Consider the following 15609-nt stretch of genomic DNA (forward strand, 5'->3'; position numbering starts at 1 on the left):
CGGCACGAAGTTGGTGAGTCGGCGTCGACGCCGCCCTGGCCACCGGCCGCAGACTGCTCCGAGACGGCGTGGTCAGGGGCGGCCGCCGAGGGTGTCGTCGTCGATCAGTGGCGGGATGTGCGGGTCGTCGGGCAAGGTGATGCCGGCCTGGGCCCGGAGGTCCACACTGGACGAGCCGGCCGCGAGGATGAATTCACCGGCCTCGCGGCGCCAGAGTGCGGAGCCGGTGTCGTAGAAGGCGAAGTCGCGGTTGCCGAGGTGGAAGGTGACGCGCTGGGACTCGCCCGGCTGGAGGTGGAGCTTCTCGAACGCCTTCAGTTCCCGTACCGGCCGCCGAACCGCCGCCTCGGGGTCGCCGACGTAAAGTTGCACGGTCTCCGATCCGGCCCGCGATCCCGTGTTGGACACCGTGAGTGACACCTCGACCGTGCCGGCGTCCGGGTCGCTCACCCGCACCCGCAGCGGCGAGTACTCGAACGTGGTGTACGACAGCCCGTGCCCGAACGGGTAGCGCGGCGCGATGCCGGTGGCGTCGTACCAGCGGTACCCGATGAACACGCCCTCGCCGTAGCGGACCTGACCCCGCTCGCCGGGGAAGTTCAGGAACGACGGCGTGTCCTGCAGCCGGACCGGGTAGGTCTCGGCCAGCTTCCCGGACGGGTTCACCGCGCCGAACAGGACCTGGGCCACCGCCCACCCACCGCCCTGGCCGGCCAGTCCCCCGGCCACGAGGGCGGCGCACCGCTCGTGCCACGGCCCGAGCGCGACCGCTGACCCGTTGCTGAGCACGACGATCAGGGTCGTGTCCACCGCGGCGAGCGCGGCCAGCAGCGCCTCCTGGCCGGCCGGCAGGTCGATGCCGGCCCGGTCGCGGGCCTCCTCCTCGGCCGACAGCGGCAGACCGGCGTACACGATGGTGACATCACTCGCGGCGGCCAGGCGTACCGCGTCAGCGACCAGGTCCTCGTCGGAGCGCGGGTCGCGGTCGCGGGCCGCGGCACCCGGTTCGCGGACGGTACCGTCGACGCCCGCGAGGTCCACTCTGGACAAATCCTGGTAGCCCAGCTCGTACCGCACCTGCACGGTGTCGCCGGCCGCCGCCGTGATCTCATCCAGCGGGAGATCGACCCGGGTGGGCAGGACCCCGGCCGATCCGCCGCCCTGCAGCCGTGGCCGCGCCGCGTACTCGCCGATGACCGCGATCGTGGCGATCGACGCGCGGTCGACGGGCAGGGTGGCATGCTCATTGCGCAGCAGCACGACGCACTGCGCGGCGGCCTCCCGCGCCAGCCGGTGGTGCGCCTCGGTGTCGACGGTTCCCGGCTCGGCCCGGGCCGGCAGCCCCTTGCCGACCAGTGCCAGGACCCGGGCAGCGGCGGTGTCCACCGCGTCCTGCGGCAGCGCGCCCGACGCCACCGCCGCGAGCAGAACGCCGTCGTTGGCGGTGTCGTTGCCCGGCATCTCCAGATCCAGCCCCGCGGCCACCGCGGCCACCCGGTCATGGACCGCGTCCCAGTCGGAGACCACCGCACCGGTGTAGCCCCACTCGTCGCGCAGGATCTCGGTGAGCAGCCAATGGTCGCGGGACGCGTGCACCCCGTTGATCCGGTTGTACGAGCACATGACGGTCCACGGCTCGGCCGCGGTGACCACCCGCTCGAACCCGGCCAGGTAGACCTCGCGCAGAGTCCGCCCGTCGACCTCGGCCGACACCCACCGCCGGGACGTCTCCTGGTTGTTGACGGCGAAGTGCTTCACGCACGCGCCCACACCCCGCGACTGCACACCCTGCACATATGCGGTGGCCAGTTCACCGGCGTGCACCGGATCCTCGGACAGATACTCGAAGTTGCGCCCGCACAGCGGCGAACGCTTCATGTTGATGCCGGGACCGAGCAGCACCTGCACACCCGCGGCGCGTGCCTCCGCGCCCAACGCCTCCCCGACCCGCCGCAGCAGCGCCCGGTCCCACGAAGAACCCAGCGCCGACGCCGTGGGGAAACAGGTGGCCGGATACCACACCATGTCCACGCCGGTCTCCTTGCGTAGCCCGTGCGGCCCGTCGCCCAGTTCGATCGACGGCAGTCCGGCCGCCTCGATCGGCTGGGTCCGCCAGTCGTCCAGACCGGACAGCAGCGACACCTTCTGCTCCAGGGTCAGGCCGGCGAGCAGGGTGGCGAGGTCGACCGTGGATACGTGCTGTGCGTTCATCAGGCATCCAGCCATTCAGTCGGTGTGGAAGAGTTCTGCGGGTAGTTCGGCGGCGGCCAACTGTCCACTCAGGACAGTTCGGTCCGGCGCGTCGTCCAGGGCCAGCGCCTCGACCAGCGCGCCGATCACCGGCGGTACGTCCACGACGGTGGTCAGGGCGCCTGGAATCCGTTGCTTGATCTGCTCCGCGAGCAGTTCGCGCAGCACCGGGATGTGTGAGGTGACCACCGAGCCGCCCAGGACCACGGGGATGTCCGCGCGGTCGGTGTCGAACCCGGCCTGCCGCCCGACCCACCAGGCGTACTCGGCGAACGCGAGGGCGTGCCGGTCCACGATGTCCCGGGCCACCGGGTCGCCATCGGCGGCGCAGGCGAGTACGACCCGGGCGGCCCTGCTGCGGTGGTCCGGCGGTATCGGGTCGGCCCGCCGGGTGAACGCGTGCAGCAGGTCGGGGACGGAGCCGGCGTGGTACAGGCCGGTCAGGATCTCGGTCAGCGCGGTCGGCGGGGCCAGGCCCTGGTGCGCCTGGTACACAGCGCGCAGCCCGTCCGCGCCGAGCCCGCCGCCGCCCAGGTGCTGAAAGCACCACCAGCCGAGGCACCGTTCGGTGTTGTCCGGGGCGCGGGCGGCGACGGCTGGGCCGGTACCGACGACCACGGCGATGCCGGTGCCGCTCGGGGTCCCGGCGCTCAGCGTGGCGAACCCGTCGTTGCGCACGCTGAACGGGCCGAGGCCGGGGTACCGGCGGGACACGTGGTCCCGCCAGAACCGCTCGTCCTCGGGCCAGTCCACGCCCGCGAGGCAGAACGCCGCCGCGCGGACCGCGGCGCCGCCGGACCCGGCCGGGTCGAGTGCGGCCCGGTCGAGTGCGGCGTCGACGGCGGTGAACACGTTGCGGACGGCGGTCTGCTCGTCGGGTGCGCCATAGATGTCGCCGATGCCGGCCCGGCCCCAGCCGAGCACCGTGCCCCGGTCGTCGCAGACGAGCGCCACGGTCTTCGAGTTGCCCGCGTCCACCCCCAGGTACACGCTCATGACAGAAGGCGCTCCGGCAGATAGCGGGCGTGGGCCAAGGCAAGCTCGTCGTAGAGTGCCTCGGCCGCCGAGAGCGACGGTACCAACGGGTTGGCCAGCATGGCCCGCACACCGTCGGCCCGGGTGCCCTGCCAGGCCGCGTACGCGGCGAGCTTCTGGTACTCGGCCAGGTGCTGGGTCAGCGCCAGGGCGATCGGTGGCAGCGGCCGCTGCGGCACCGGGTGAATCCCGGCCGCGTCCACTGTGCACCACATCTCGACGACCGTGTCGTCGGAGAACCCGGGCAGCGCGCCGCCGGTGTTGGGCAGGTTGACGGGCAGCCGGGCGCCGGTGTCGTTGAAGTGCGCGCTCATCACGTCGATGGCCAGTTCGAGCTCGTGGATGCCGCCCCGGGACCGCCCGGGGTCCAGGGTCGGCACCGGTGCCTGCGCCTGTTCCGTGTAGTGCTGCCAGTACCCGGGCAGCGCGTCCAGGATCACCTCGGCGCGGGTACGCGGGGCCGCCTGCTGCTCGCGCAGCACCTCGTCGCGGAAGTAGTAGTAGTTGAAGTAGTCCGCCGGCACCGACTCGGCGACCACGGCCAGGTGCAGCAGGCGCCGCTCGTAGGCGCTGAGCGTCGGGTCGTCCCGGCGGGCCTCCCAGGCGTCGCGCAGCAGCGGTATCAGGTCCTGCCCGTCGTAGGTGTGCTCGAAGGACCAGCAGTTGTGGTTCAGGCCGGCCATCACCACGTTGGCCCGGTCCGGATCGAGCCCGGCGGCGCGCAGCACGTACGGCGGGAACACGACCGGTCCCTCGCACATCGAGTAGATCGGCACCTCGGAGAAGTCGCTGACCGCCTGGGAGACGATGTTCACCGGGTTGGTGTAGTTGAAGATCGTGGCGCGCGGGGCGACCTGTTCGATCTCCGCCACGATGTCCTTGATGACGTGCAGCGACCGCATCGCCATGAACATGCCGCCGGGTCCCTGCGTCTCCTGGCCGATGACGCCGTGCTTGACGGGGATCCGCTCGTCCAGCGCGCGGGCCGCGAAGTCGCCGGCCCGGAAGCTGGTCAGCACGGCGTCGGCGTCGGTGAGGCCGGCCCGCCGGTCCGTCGTCGCCGTGATCGTCAGATCCACACCGTGCTCTGCCACCAGCTTCTCGGCGATCGTCCGGACGATCGAAAGCCGATCGGGGTCCAGGTCGACCAGCACGACCTCGGAGCCGTTGAACTCCTCGCCGTGCTGGATGAACGATGCCATCGTCCCGGCGGCCCGGGACGAGCCACCGCCGACGTAAACGAGTTTGATGCGTGCCACGCCTCAGCCTTTCAGTACACAGTGGACCGTCGGTCTGGTCAGTGCCGCGGAGTCAGGGTGGATTCCCCGGACATGGCCGCGCGGTCGGCGAGCAGCCGGGGTTGCCGGCACGCGGTCAGGATCGTCGCCGGCCAGTCGGGTTCGTAGTCGGTGGCGGTGCTCAGCCGCTGGTATGCGCGGGCCTTGTCCGGGCCGTGCACCACCATGACGGCCGACTTGGACAGCTCGGCGATCGTGCCGATGCCGACCGAGACGCCGTGCGTCGGTACCGCGTCGAGGTTCGGGAACTCGGGGAAGGTGACGAGGTTGTCCCGCCGGGTGGCCTCGGGCAGTTCGATGATGCGAGTGATCGAGTCCCGGGCCGAACCCGGCGGGTTGAACGCGATGTGCCCGTCCGAGGTGCCGCACGCCAGGATGAACAGGTCGAGGCCGCCGTACGCGGCGATCCGCTGGTCGTACGCCGCCGGGTCGGCCGGATCGGGCAGCCACAGGGCCGGCTGCGATGATCGGCCGGCCTGCGCGGCGGCCTGTGCCAGCGGCCCGGCGATGTGCCGGCGGCCGAAGCCTTCGCAGCTGTACGGCAGGTGGGCGGGGACCCGCTGGAACGCGCCGCCCGGCGCGCGGGTCACGTAGTCGTCCATGAGCACCAGCACGACGTGCGACAGGTCGAGCCGGCGGGTGCGTACCTCATCGGTCAGCGCCCGGAACACCGGCTGCGGGCTGCGCCCGGTGGGGCAGCCGAGCAGGTACTGCCGGCCGTCACGGCCGGCGGCGGCGATGCCGTCGGCGATGATGGCGGCGGCCGATTGGCCGAGGACGTCAGGAGAGTGGTGGATCTCGGGCAGGACGTGCATGAGCGTGCCTATCTGTGCGAGCGGTAGCCGGTCCCGGGTCTATTCCTTGATCGCGCCGCCGAGCACCCCTCTGATGAACTGGCGCTGGAAGAAGACGTAGAGGATCAGTACCGGCGCGGCCACGATGAGGCTCGCGGCCGCCATGTAGTTGACCTCAACCAGGAACCGGCCCTGGAAGATGCCGAGCGCGACCGGTGCGGTCTGCTTCACCGGGTCGGACATGAACACCAGGGCGATGAAGTAGTCGTTCCAGGTCCACATGAAACTGAGCAGCAGCAATGTGTAGATGGCGGGCCGGGCCAGCGGCATGAGGACCGACCACAGGAGACGGATGGATCCGGCGCCGTCCAGACGCGCGGCCTCCAAGATTGTCGGAGGCAGTGCCCGGAACGTGGCCCGCATCCAGAACGCGCCGAACGGAATGCCCATCCCGGTATGGATGATGATCAGGCCGAGCCAGGAGTTGGTCAGGCCCAGATCCCGGAACTGGTAGTACAGCGGCACGATGGTCGCCTCGGTGGAGATCATCATGCCCAGCAGCAGCACCGGGAAGATGACCCGGTGCCCGGCGGCGTTGAGCACGCCCAGCCCGTAGCCGGTCATGACGGCCAGCACCACCTGAGCCACGACGGTGACGACGACAACGACCAGCGAGGCCACCATGGCGTGCGAGAAGTCCGCCACCTGCCACGCGTGCACGAAGTTGGAGAAGTGCAGCCGCGGGCTGATCGTGCCGGAGGTGCCCGGGCTGAGCGCGATCAGCACGAACCACGCCACCGGGAACAGCACGACGACCGCGAACAGACCCAGCGCCGCGGACGTGACGACGCGTTCGACCTTTGACTGCATCACGTACCCCGCTCCGCTACGCGGTTGATGACCAGGGCCACGGCGAGGCAGAGAACTGCCATGATGACGCCGATCGCCGAGGCCAGCCCGACCTGTGGGTTCTCGAAGGCGGCCCGGTAGAGCAACACGGCGGGCGTCATGCTCGAGGTGCCGGGGCCGCCCTTCGTGGTGATCCAGACCAGGTCGAAGGTGCGCAGGGCTCCGGTGACGGTGAGCACGAGCGCCACGCCGATCTGCGCGCGCAGCCCGGGCAGGGTGACCGCGGTGAACCGGCGGAACGCGTTCGCGCCGTCGATCGCGGCCGCCTCGTACAGCTCGGTGGGTATCGCCGAGATGCCGGCGGTGAACAGCAGCATGCAGAACCCGAACGTGACCCAGCTACCGATCACGCCGAGCGCCGGCAGCGCCCAGGCGAAGTCGCCCAGCCAGTTGTGCGCCAGCCGGCCGAGCCCGATCGCGCGGAGGGTGGCATTGACCGGCCCGTCCGGCGCGTACATCCGCTTCCAGATGATCGCGATCACCACGGACGTGATCACCTGCGGCAGGAACAGGATCCAGCGGAAGACCGCCGCACCCGGACGCGGCCGGCCCAGCAGGGCCGCGGCGAGCAGTCCGAGCAGGATCGGCAGCAGCGAGAAGAAGACGATCAGCACCAGCACGTGACCGAGCGAGCCGCGCAGGTCCGGGTCGGTGAAGAAGGTCTCGTAGTTGCGCAGTCCCACCCAGGTGGCCTGGGTGACGCCGTCCCAGGAGTAGAAGGAGTACGACATCGACCGCAGCAGCGAGGCCAGGACCACCAGCGCGTAGATCAGCAGCCCCGGCGCGACGAAGGCCAGGCCGATCCACCGGTTCCGGCGCGCCCCCCGTGGCCCCCGCCGGACGTTCCGGCGGGAGCCACGGGTACGCGAGAGCTGCGATCGCGGCGTGGCGGGCTGCGTCACGGATTCGGTGACCATGCCGCGCCCCTGCTCACTTCTGTCCGGTGGCGAACTTGACCCGGTCCGCCTGTGCCGCCGCGACCATGTCCTGCGGCGTGGTCTTGCCGGCCAGCATCGTCTGCAGCTGGCGGCCGATCGTGTCCAGCAGCGTCGGCGTCGACCAGTCGAAGTACGGGACGTAGCCGTCGCTGCCGTCGAGCGTCTGTACCGCCTTGGACTCCTCGGTGAACTCCGGCTGGCCGGCCGGCATGGTCAGCTGCGGGTAGAACGCCGGGGTGAGGTTGTTGTCCACGGCCGCCTGCGCCGTCTGCTGGGAGACCAGGAAGTCCAGGAACGCCGCGGCCACGTCCGGGTGCGCCGACTTCGCCGAGATCACGATGGCCGCCCGAGACGCGCCGACCCCGACCGGAGCGCCACCGCTGACCTGCTTCAGTAGCGCGAAACCGAAGTTCTGCTGCTCGTCGCCGGTCGGCGAGAGGGTACCGGAGTAGTTGAACTGGAAGGCGCCCTTGCCCTTCTTGAACGAGTCGACCGTGTCCTGGTAGGCGATACCCGCATAGTTCGGCGTGAGCCAACCGGCGTCCGCCCACTGCTTGACCTTCTGCGCGGCTTCCACCAAGCCGGTGTCGCTCGCCTGGATCCCGGTGTCCCCGTAGACGAAGCCGGAGATCTTGTCCTTGGCGCCGTACATCGCCTGGACGGCGAACAGCATCGCGGTGGCCGAGCCGGGCTCCAGGGAGCCGAAGTTGATCGGTACCTGGCCGGCCGCCTTGATCTTGGTGCAGGCGGCCTCGAACTCGGCGAGGGTCGTCGGTACCGCGATACCGAGGTCGCCGAGAATCTTCTTGTTGAAGTTGACGCCGACGATCGACGAGGAGGCGACGGGCGTCGCGTAGAGCGAGCCGGTGCCCATCTGCTTACCGTCGGCCGAGAACTGCTGCTGCTTCAGCAGCGACCTGGGTACCTTGTCCGCCCATTTGTACGCCGACGCGTACGCGTCGAGGTTGAGTACCAGGTGCCCCTTGGCGTAGGTGCCCAGCGCCTGCCAGCCCTGGTTGGCGGTGGCGATGTCCGGCCCACCGGAGTCGGCCAGGCGCAGGTTGAGCGTGCTGTTGACCTCGCCCCAGTTCTGGGAGGTCCGCGTGATCGTGACGTTGGGGTGGGCGGTCTGGAACTCCTTGACGACCTTGTTCATCCAGTCGTTCTCGGCGCCGGAGGGCCAGAAGTCCAGCATCTTGAGCTTGACGTTGCCTTGGCCCGAAATGTCGGTCGACACCACGCTGGGATTGGTGGAAGCGGGTCCCTGGGAGCTGCCTGGGGAACAGGCGGCGACCGGGGACGCGATCACCGCCACCGCGACGCTGACCAGCAGGCGCCGCCGCAGCTTGTGAACTACCATGCGCAGCACTCCGTTTCATGATGGGACGGTCACCCACGACAAGCGCAGTCGCACCGACGTGGGCGGGGGTGTACCGCTATCGCAACTACCTGGTCTTCTTCCTCGACCTCGGCCGACCGTACCAGTGTTAGACCAGTTAGACCAGATGCCGGGCTGTACCTTCTGATCGAAGCGACTTACTCCGCCCCCCGTCGGCAATGTGCGTCCATATTGCGGCTTATCATCGCATACGCGAGCCAACTCATTTGGTCCATCTGGGCCACTGATGCAGGCGATTGGTTCACACTGCTACGGTTTTTCCATGCCACCTGTGTCGACCGTAGAGGGGACCCATCGCCGGCTGGGTGACGAGATCCGCCGCGGAGTGTTCCCGCCCGGGTCGCGGCTGCCGAGCGAGCGGGAACTGTCGGTACTGCTCGGCGTCTCCCGCACGACCCTGCGTCAGGCCCTGAGCATGCTCGAGGCCGGCGGACTGGTGACCCGGTCCGCGCAGCGCGGCTGGTTCATCGCGCCGCACACCTTCGGCGAGCCACCCAGCACGCTGCAGAGCTTCACCGAGATGGCCACCGCCCGCGGCCTGCGACCCACCGCCCGGGTGCTGGTCCAGCGGCTCCGGCCGGCCACGCTCGATGAGGCGGAGAAGCTCGGCATCGCGCCGGCGGCGCAGATCATCGAGCTCCAGCGGCTGCGTGGCATGGATGACACCCCGGTCTGCGTCGACACCGTCGTCCTGGTGCACAACCGCGCCGCCGCACTGCTCAGCATCGACATGAACGACACGTCGCTGTACCAGTGCCTCGAAATCCACTGTGGACTGTACGTCCACCGCTCGGCCTACTCCGTACAGGCGGTGGCCGCCGACGAGAAGTTGGCCGCGCTGCTGAACATCGGCCCCGGCGCCCCGGTTCTGGTCGGCCGGGAGGTCGCCTACACCGCCGACGGGTCACCGATCCTGGTCGGCGTCAACCACTACCGGGGCGACGCGTACCGGTTCGAGGCGGAGCTGTACCGGGCCCGGCCCAACTGAGCGCTCCCACCCCGTGCCGGCCAGCGATGCGATCGGTGACCTCGTGCCGCCGCCTCCGGCAACCCTGCCGAAGGCGGCGAGGTCGCATCACGCGACGGCGGTCCCCTCGAGCTCGACCATCAGGTCGGGGACCGCCAGCCGGGTCACCCCGAGCATCGTGGTGGTCGGCGCCACCCCGGCGGCGCCCAACCTCGACGCCAGCGCGCCGTAGTGCTGGAACAGCAGATCGACGTCGGTGGTGTAGACGTTGAGCCGGACAAGGTTCGCGAGGGACATGCCGGCCTCGCCGAGAATGGCCTCCAGGTTGTCGAGGCTCAGCGTCAACTGTGCCGCCATGTCATCGGCATGCTGGGGTTTGCCATCACCGCTCATCGCGGTCTGCCCGGAGCAGTACAGGGTCCGGGTGTGCCCGGAGACGATCTCACCCTGGTTGAACCCCAACTCCGCCGACCACGTCCACGGATTGACCGCCGTTCGCTGCATTGTCATCTCAGCTCCGTTCGTCGAGAGTGTGGGCACGCTGGGACTCGTGCCCACGTGCCGGTGAGCCTCTCAGCCAATCGCGACATCCTGTGTCGTGTATTCCTGGCATAGTTTTCGTATGCGGGCCGATCGGTTGGTCTCGCTGGTGCTGCTGCTGCGCCAGCGCGGTCGGTTGTCCGCGGCCACACTGGCCCGCGAGCTGGAGGTATCCACCCGCACCGTGCTACGCGACATCGAGGCGCTGTCCGCGGCCGGCGTCCCGGTCTACGCCGAACGCGGGCGGCACGGCGGTTTCGCGTTGTTGCCCGGTTTCCAGACCGAGCTCACCGGCCTGAACCACGACGAAGCGCTCGCTCTGCTGGTCGCCGGATCGCGGCGCGGCGCACAGGCATTCGGTCTCGGCTCGGCGCTCGCTTCGGCCATGCTCAAGGTGCTCGACGCGCTCCCCGAAAGCCATCGGGACACCGCGGCCGGCGCGGTCGAGCGATTGCTCATCGACCCGGAGACCGACCTGCTGTCGCGCCGGCTGGTCGCCGAGGAGGTCCCCGAGAGCATCGTGGCCGAGATTCGGCGCGCGGTGCTCGCCGGACACAAGCTGCACATCCATTACGCGGCAGTGGGCCAGACCCCGAAGTGGCGCACGGTGGACCCGATCGGCCTGGTCACCGTACGCGAACAGGGCTACTTGCTGGCCACGAGGTCTGGCGCGGACCGCACGTACCGACTGTCCCGGGTGTTGGCCGCCGAGGAACTCGCCGAACCCGCACAGCGACCTGACCGGGTCGATCTGGACCGGGCCTGGCAGGAACGCAGCACGCAGTTTCGCACCGGCGGCGACTCGGTCACCGTGCTGGTGCGGGTGCACGCGGCGCGGCGGGAGGACTTGGTGGGCACCGCGCTGGCCGTCCTCGCCGAGGAAGCCGACGCGGACGGCTGGCTGCGACTGGAGGTGACCTTCCAAGATCCCAGACATGCCGAATGGGCGCTGTGGCAGCTCGCCACGAACGCGGAAGCCCTGGCCCCGCAGTGGTTGCGCACCGCCCTGCGCAACCGCGCCGCCGCGATCGCCACCTGCTACGAAGTGTCATCCGACAGTTGAAGGGCGATTCACCTGTCAGGCGAGGAACCGCGGGATGGCCAACCGGAACACCTCAGTACGAGTAGCCGCGCTGGGAGATCCAGTCGGCCAGCCTGGGGATGCTCACCCAGTAGGTGCCGTCGCCGCGCGGGTTGGCCGGATCGGCGATCTTCACCGTGCTGCCGCCGTCCTCGTATCCGACGAGCGTGAGGTAGTGCCCGCCTTCGTAGGCGTGGACCACACCGGTGTTGTCGGTGAGGTGCCCGGCGATGTTGGCGACGACAGCCCGGCCGCTGGTGATGGCACTCACCACGTCCGACCGCAGCTGGGCCGCCTGTGCCGGTGTTGCCGGGTACGCTGGGATCTCCCTGGTCCGGTACACCGTCCCGCGGTCGAGCACGCTGTTGAGGGCGCGGGTGGTGTCGAAGGCCGAGTTGGTCCCGCTGGTGGTGGTGTGCAGCAGGGTGGCGGCCTGATCCTGGCTGATGGTGTGGCCGGCCGCCGTGAGCGCGATCCGGGTGGCGGCCGGCCCGCAGTAATAGAAGTTGGGCTGAAGCTGGAACTGGTAGTCGAGGACCTTCGCCGCTGGGGCCGGTGCCGTCGACTGCTTGGGCGCGGGCGCGACCGACTGCTCGACGGCCGGCGCCGCACCGGCCGAGGCCGTGTTCGCGGGCGGCGGATCGCCGAGCTGGCTGAGCACGATGCCGGCCGCGGCGGCCGCGGCGAGCAGCGCGCCGGAGATCACGGCGGTTCGCGGCCGGCTCGCGGCAACCGTCTGCCGGGCCTGCTGCAGTACACGTACGAGGTTCATTGCGACTCTCCAGGGGCTCTTCGACCGGGCAAGGTGCGGGATCGCGCACAGGGCAGCGCACCCGGCACGCCGCGGCGTGCTGGGTGTGTGACGAACCGTGTCGTCAGCGGTGGTGGCGTGCGGGTGTCCGCAGGCTGCGCAACGGCGTGGCCGTGCGCCGCGCTACGGCGACCGCGTCAGCGTCCTGTCGATGCCGGTCTGTGTGCGGCCGAGCGGGCGCGCGGCTGGCGAGGACTGGTGCGATGGGGGTTGAGCCGGCTGTGCACAGACAGATCTCCTTACGCGTCCGCCTACCGGGTTAGCTGACGGGTTCGGGCGCGAAGGTCGCCCTACCGCGGGCCGTCGGCCCGCGGATTCACCCCAGGCTTGCGGTGGGTCCCCGGCTCGTGCATGCACGACTCAGCGGGCCCGTCCCGGCGCCACCTGTGGTGGGCACCAACCGGGTCGGGCGACCCACGACGTTACTCAAGGCCGCCGGCCCTGCCAACGCCTGCTAGCTGGAAAAACCCGCACTCGTCGCCCTTGAACGGGCGTTAGTGGGCCTGTGACCGGCCCAGCAGGTCGTGGCGGAGATGGTCGAGGGCCCAGGCCTCCCACGCCTCGCGTGACCAGCCGCACTCCCGGGTCAGCACGAGGAACAGCTCCGGCGACAACAGGGCGACCGTGATGTCGCTCGCCCGGTCCTCGCTCATCGCCGGCGGCAACGCGCCCAGGCCGCCGAGCACCGTGACGAACTCGGCGTGGGCCTGGCGACGTTGCCGGCTGTTGACCGTCCACTGGCCGGCCATCTCCGGATCGGTGGGAGCCGCGTCCCGCACGACGGCGAGGATCGGCGCGACCCGGGCCAGGATCAGGCCGCTGGCGCGCACCCACCCGGTGAGCACCTCCGCGGGATCGGTCGCGGCTCGCAGCCGGGCGAACCAGTCCCGCTCCAGCAGGGCCACCGGCTCGTCGTCGCCGGCCGATCGGACGTCGACGACCTCCTTGAGCAGCCGGCTCTTCGTGCCGAAGTGGAAATACACCGTCTGCACCGCCACGCCCGCCGCGCCGGCGATCTCCTGCAGCGTGGTCGCCGCGTATCCCTTGCTGGTGAACAGGTCGTGAGCCGCGGCGACGATGGCGCGTTTCGTGCGTGCCGAGCGTTGGCGTGGCCCCTTGACGTCAGACACCAAGCTAGAGTAACACTCTAGAGGTCAGCTCTAAAAAGCCCCGATCGTGAGGCGGACGCGATGCCGGCACTCGCAGGGTTCCACCACGTCAAGATCCCCGTCGCCGACGTCGACAAGAGCCTCGAGTGGTACCAGCGGGTGCTGGGCCTGCAGGTGGCAATCGAATTCGTCGAGGACGGAGTCCGCCGCGGCGTCGCCCTGCGCGATCCCGGCGGCACGCTGATGCTCGCGCTGCGCCAGGATCCCGACCACGCCGGCGCCTTGACCGGGTTCGACCCGGTGGCCTTCGCCGTGCCCGACGTCGCCGCGCTGCGGGACTGGGTCGCGCACCTCGACGAGCTCGGGATCGCGCACGGCCCACTCGCCGAGGGCAGCGTCGGCTGGCTGGCCGGCGGCGTCACCGACCCCGACGGCATCGAAGTCCGGCTCTACACCGCCACGCCCCGCTGACGAAGGAGGCGCCATGTCCCTGATCACCCTGCCGGCCGGTGCGGGCACCGAATACCCGTTCCTCGGCACCACCATGACCGTCAAGGCGTCCGCGTCGCAGACCGACGGTGGCCTGACCCTCATCGAACAGGTCTGCCCGCCCGGGTTCGCCACCCCGCGCCACCTGCACCACCACGACGACGAGGCGTTCTACGTGCTCGACGGGGCGATCCGGGTCCACCACGGCGAGGACACGTGGGAGGCCGGCCCGGGAGCCTTCGTCCTGCTGCCCCGCCGGCGCCCGCACGCCTTCGCCGTCGTCAGCTCCGAACCGGCGCGGCTGCTGCAACTGACCTGGCCAGCGGGGTTCGAACAGTTCGCCGAGCGGGTCGCCGCGATGCCGCCGGGGCCGCCCGACCCCGCGGCGCTGACCGCGGTCGCCGCCGAGTTCGGCTACGAGATCACCGGTCCTCCGCCACACTGACAGTGCGGGGTCAGGGGTTCGAGTAGTCCCCGCGCCCGCGCCGCCGGACCTCGACATCCGCATCATCGACCACGGCCCCGGCATCTCGGCCGCCGACCGGGAGCGGGTCTTCCAACCCTTCCAGCGCCTCGGCGATCGCGACAACGCCACCGGCGTCGGCCTCGGCCTGGCCCTGTCCCGCGGCCTCGCCGAGGCCATGGGCGGCACCCTGCAGCCCGAGCACACCCCGGCGGCGGCCCCGGCCGATCCCGCGCTGCCAGCACACCTGGACGTGCGGCGCACCGGAAAAGCCGACCCAGCATGACCCGCATCCGCATCCTCATCGTCGACGACGAGCCGCAGCTGCTGCGGGCCCTGCGGATCAACCTGCAGGCCCGCCAGTACGACGTGGTCACCGCCGCCGACGGCACCAGCGCCCTACGGGCCGCTGCCGACCGGCACCTCGACGTCGTCGTCGCTGGTCGGCCACCGGGAGCTGCTGCAGCACGTGTGGGGCCGACGTATGTCAAGAGAGCCACTACCTGCGCCAGTACATGGGCCAGCTGCGGCGTAAACTGGAGGCCGGCCCGTCGCGCCCGCGGCACCTGCTGACCGAACCGGCCATGGGCTACCGGTTCCAGCCGTGAGCGTAACCGAGGCGACCTCGGCGACAACAGACCCGCACAAGACACGCTTCCCGCTGGGCGAAGAGGCAGGCGGTACACGATGCTCAGCTCCGTCAGTCGCGACCGGATCGCGCTCGCGGCGGCGGTCGTTGGGCCGTTCGCCGTCGCCGGAGGCCTGATTCCCTTCCGCACCGCGATCTCCGGCGCGAACATGGCGCTGGTCCTGGTGGTGGCCGTCGTCGCGGTGGCCGCCATCGGCAGCCGCCTGGCCGGTGCGCTCGCGGCCGTGTCCGCCGCGGTGTGGTTCGACTTCCTCCTGACCGAGCCGTACGGGCGGTTCACCATCGCCGCGGGCCCCGATGTCCTCACGGCGATCCTCCTGCTCGCCGTCGGCTTGGCGGTGTCGCAGCTGGCCGCGCGAGCCCGCCGCCTGCACCTCGTCACCATCACCGACGCCGACCACCTGTCCCGGATCCACCGGACCACCCAACTGGTCCAATCCGGCGCCGCCCCCAACGAGGTCGTCAACCAGGTCCGCCCCCAGCTGGTCGACCTGCTGCACCTGCGCGGATGCCGATTCGAGCAGGGAGTACTGCTCGGCCGTCCACCACGGCTCGAACCCGACGGCAGCATCACGCCGAGGCCCGTTCACTCGTCGTCGCAGCCGGGCGAGCTTCCGGACGAGGACGTCGAGCTCAGGGTCTCCGCAGGCGGTGTCTACTACGGGCGGTTCATGCTCAGTCCTACCCCTGGCCACGCCGTCACGCTGCAGGCCCGGCTCGTCGCGGTCACGCTCGCCGACCGGGTCGGCGCCGCATTCGACGCCGCACGTTCCGGGCCCGATCGCCGGACCTGACCGGAGGATCGTTGATGGTGCGGGTGGCGTGCGCCAGCCCGCACAATGCTCGTCGTGCCCCCGCGGCGTCTGCTGCGGGGTCC

At 70.4% G+C, this 15609-nt stretch carries 16 protein-coding genes, 1 pseudogene and 1 riboswitch; of the genes and pseudogenes, 7 read left to right on the top strand and 10 right to left on the bottom strand.

Annotation, left to right across the window (positions count from 1 at the left end):
* Positions 1-72: 72 nt before the first annotated feature.
* From ACQPY0_RS36445 to ACQPY0_RS36475, 7 genes are read right to left on the bottom strand one after another with little or no spacing between them, the layout of a single operon-like run.
* Positions 73-2211 carry a beta-glucosidase gene (locus ACQPY0_RS36445; RefSeq protein WP_432971222.1) on the bottom strand — a complete coding sequence of 713 codons (2139 nt, stop codon included), beginning with the start codon at positions 2209-2211 and terminating at the stop codon, positions 73-75.
* 15 nt (positions 2212-2226) lie between these two features.
* Positions 2227-3246 (bottom strand): N-acetylglucosamine kinase, encoded by a 1020-nt coding sequence (locus tag ACQPY0_RS36450; RefSeq protein WP_432971225.1) that lies wholly within the window; start codon positions 3244-3246, stop codon positions 2227-2229.
* Positions 3243-4544: a glycoside hydrolase gene (locus tag ACQPY0_RS36455; RefSeq protein WP_432971228.1), complete on the bottom strand. Its 1302-nt coding sequence runs from the start codon at positions 4542-4544 to the stop codon at positions 3243-3245. The genes ACQPY0_RS36450 and ACQPY0_RS36455 overlap by 4 nt, the downstream gene beginning before the upstream one ends.
* A 38-nt stretch (positions 4545-4582) precedes the next feature.
* Positions 4583-5398 (bottom strand): 6-phosphogluconolactonase, encoded by an 816-nt coding sequence (locus ACQPY0_RS36460; protein ID WP_432971230.1) that lies wholly within the window; start codon positions 5396-5398, stop codon positions 4583-4585.
* Between the two features lie 39 nt (positions 5399-5437).
* On the bottom strand, positions 5438-6247 hold the full coding sequence (locus tag ACQPY0_RS36465; protein WP_432995514.1) for a carbohydrate ABC transporter permease: 810 nt from the start codon (positions 6245-6247) through the stop codon (positions 5438-5440).
* A complete protein-coding gene (locus ACQPY0_RS36470) occupies positions 6247-7203 on the bottom strand; it encodes a carbohydrate ABC transporter permease (RefSeq protein WP_432971233.1) in 957 nt (318 codons plus the stop codon). Before ACQPY0_RS36470 ends, ACQPY0_RS36465 begins: the two co-directional genes overlap by 1 nt.
* A gap of 13 nt (positions 7204-7216) precedes the next feature.
* Entirely contained in the window at positions 7217-8584 is a 1368-nt protein-coding gene (locus tag ACQPY0_RS36475; protein WP_432971236.1) for an ABC transporter substrate-binding protein, read from the bottom strand.
* Positions 8585-8894: 310 nt separating this feature from the next.
* Between ACQPY0_RS36475 and ACQPY0_RS36480 the strand changes: the two genes are divergently transcribed.
* Positions 8895-9611, top strand: a complete 717-nt coding sequence (locus ACQPY0_RS36480; RefSeq protein WP_432971239.1) for a GntR family transcriptional regulator — start codon at positions 8895-8897, stop codon at positions 9609-9611.
* 87 nt (positions 9612-9698) lie between these two features.
* Here ACQPY0_RS36480 and ACQPY0_RS36485 read toward each other — a convergent pair whose 3' ends face one another.
* The gene (locus tag ACQPY0_RS36485; protein ID WP_432971242.1) at positions 9699-10100 is read right to left on the bottom strand and encodes a RidA family protein; all 402 of its coding nucleotides are present in this window, start codon (positions 10098-10100) and stop codon (positions 9699-9701) included.
* 112 nt (positions 10101-10212) lie between these two features.
* Here ACQPY0_RS36485 and ACQPY0_RS36490 point away from each other — a divergent pair, with 112 nt between their 5' ends.
* The gene (locus ACQPY0_RS36490) at positions 10213-11193 is read left to right on the top strand and encodes a helix-turn-helix transcriptional regulator (protein WP_432971245.1); all 981 of its coding nucleotides are present in this window, start codon (positions 10213-10215) and stop codon (positions 11191-11193) included.
* A gap of 52 nt (positions 11194-11245) precedes the next feature.
* On the opposite strand, the gene ACQPY0_RS36495 is transcribed toward ACQPY0_RS36490, so the two are convergent.
* Together ACQPY0_RS36495 and ACQPY0_RS36500 are read right to left on the bottom strand one after the other, a co-directional pair.
* Entirely contained in the window at positions 11246-11983 is a 738-nt protein-coding gene (locus ACQPY0_RS36495) for a C39 family peptidase (protein ID WP_432971248.1), read from the bottom strand.
* Between the two features lie 272 nt (positions 11984-12255).
* Positions 12256-12398, bottom strand: a riboswitch (cyclic di-AMP (ydaO/yuaA leader).
* Between the two features lie 118 nt (positions 12399-12516).
* Positions 12517-13152, bottom strand: a complete 636-nt coding sequence (locus ACQPY0_RS36500; protein WP_432971251.1) for a TetR/AcrR family transcriptional regulator — start codon at positions 13150-13152, stop codon at positions 12517-12519.
* A 60-nt stretch (positions 13153-13212) separates the two neighbouring features.
* Between ACQPY0_RS36500 and ACQPY0_RS36505 the strand changes: the two genes are divergently transcribed.
* The 5 genes and pseudogenes from ACQPY0_RS36505 (at position 13213) to ACQPY0_RS36525 (ending at position 15526) form a co-directional block, all read left to right on the top strand.
* A complete protein-coding gene (locus ACQPY0_RS36505) occupies positions 13213-13602 on the top strand; it encodes a VOC family protein (protein ID WP_432971254.1) in 390 nt (129 codons plus the stop codon).
* Between the two features lie 13 nt (positions 13603-13615).
* Positions 13616-14065 (top strand): cupin domain-containing protein, encoded by a 450-nt coding sequence (locus ACQPY0_RS36510; RefSeq protein WP_432971257.1) that lies wholly within the window; start codon positions 13616-13618, stop codon positions 14063-14065.
* A gap of 10 nt (positions 14066-14075) precedes the next feature.
* Positions 14076-14369 (top strand): annotated as a pseudogene (locus ACQPY0_RS36515) (sensor histidine kinase); the annotation flags it as partial.
* Positions 14366-14656: a hypothetical protein gene (locus ACQPY0_RS36520; protein WP_432971260.1), complete on the top strand. Its 291-nt coding sequence runs from the start codon at positions 14366-14368 to the stop codon at positions 14654-14656. The pseudogene ACQPY0_RS36515 and the gene ACQPY0_RS36520, both read left to right, overlap by 4 nt.
* A 114-nt stretch (positions 14657-14770) precedes the next feature.
* Positions 14771-15526: a DUF4118 domain-containing protein gene (locus ACQPY0_RS36525; RefSeq protein WP_432971263.1), complete on the top strand. Its 756-nt coding sequence runs from the start codon at positions 14771-14773 to the stop codon at positions 15524-15526.
* The last annotated feature ends 83 nt before the right edge of the window (positions 15527-15609 follow it).

The sequence above is a fragment of the Dactylosporangium sp. CA-233914 genome (assembly GCF_050942935.1).
GTDB lineage: Bacteria > Actinomycetota > Actinomycetes > Mycobacteriales > Micromonosporaceae > Dactylosporangium.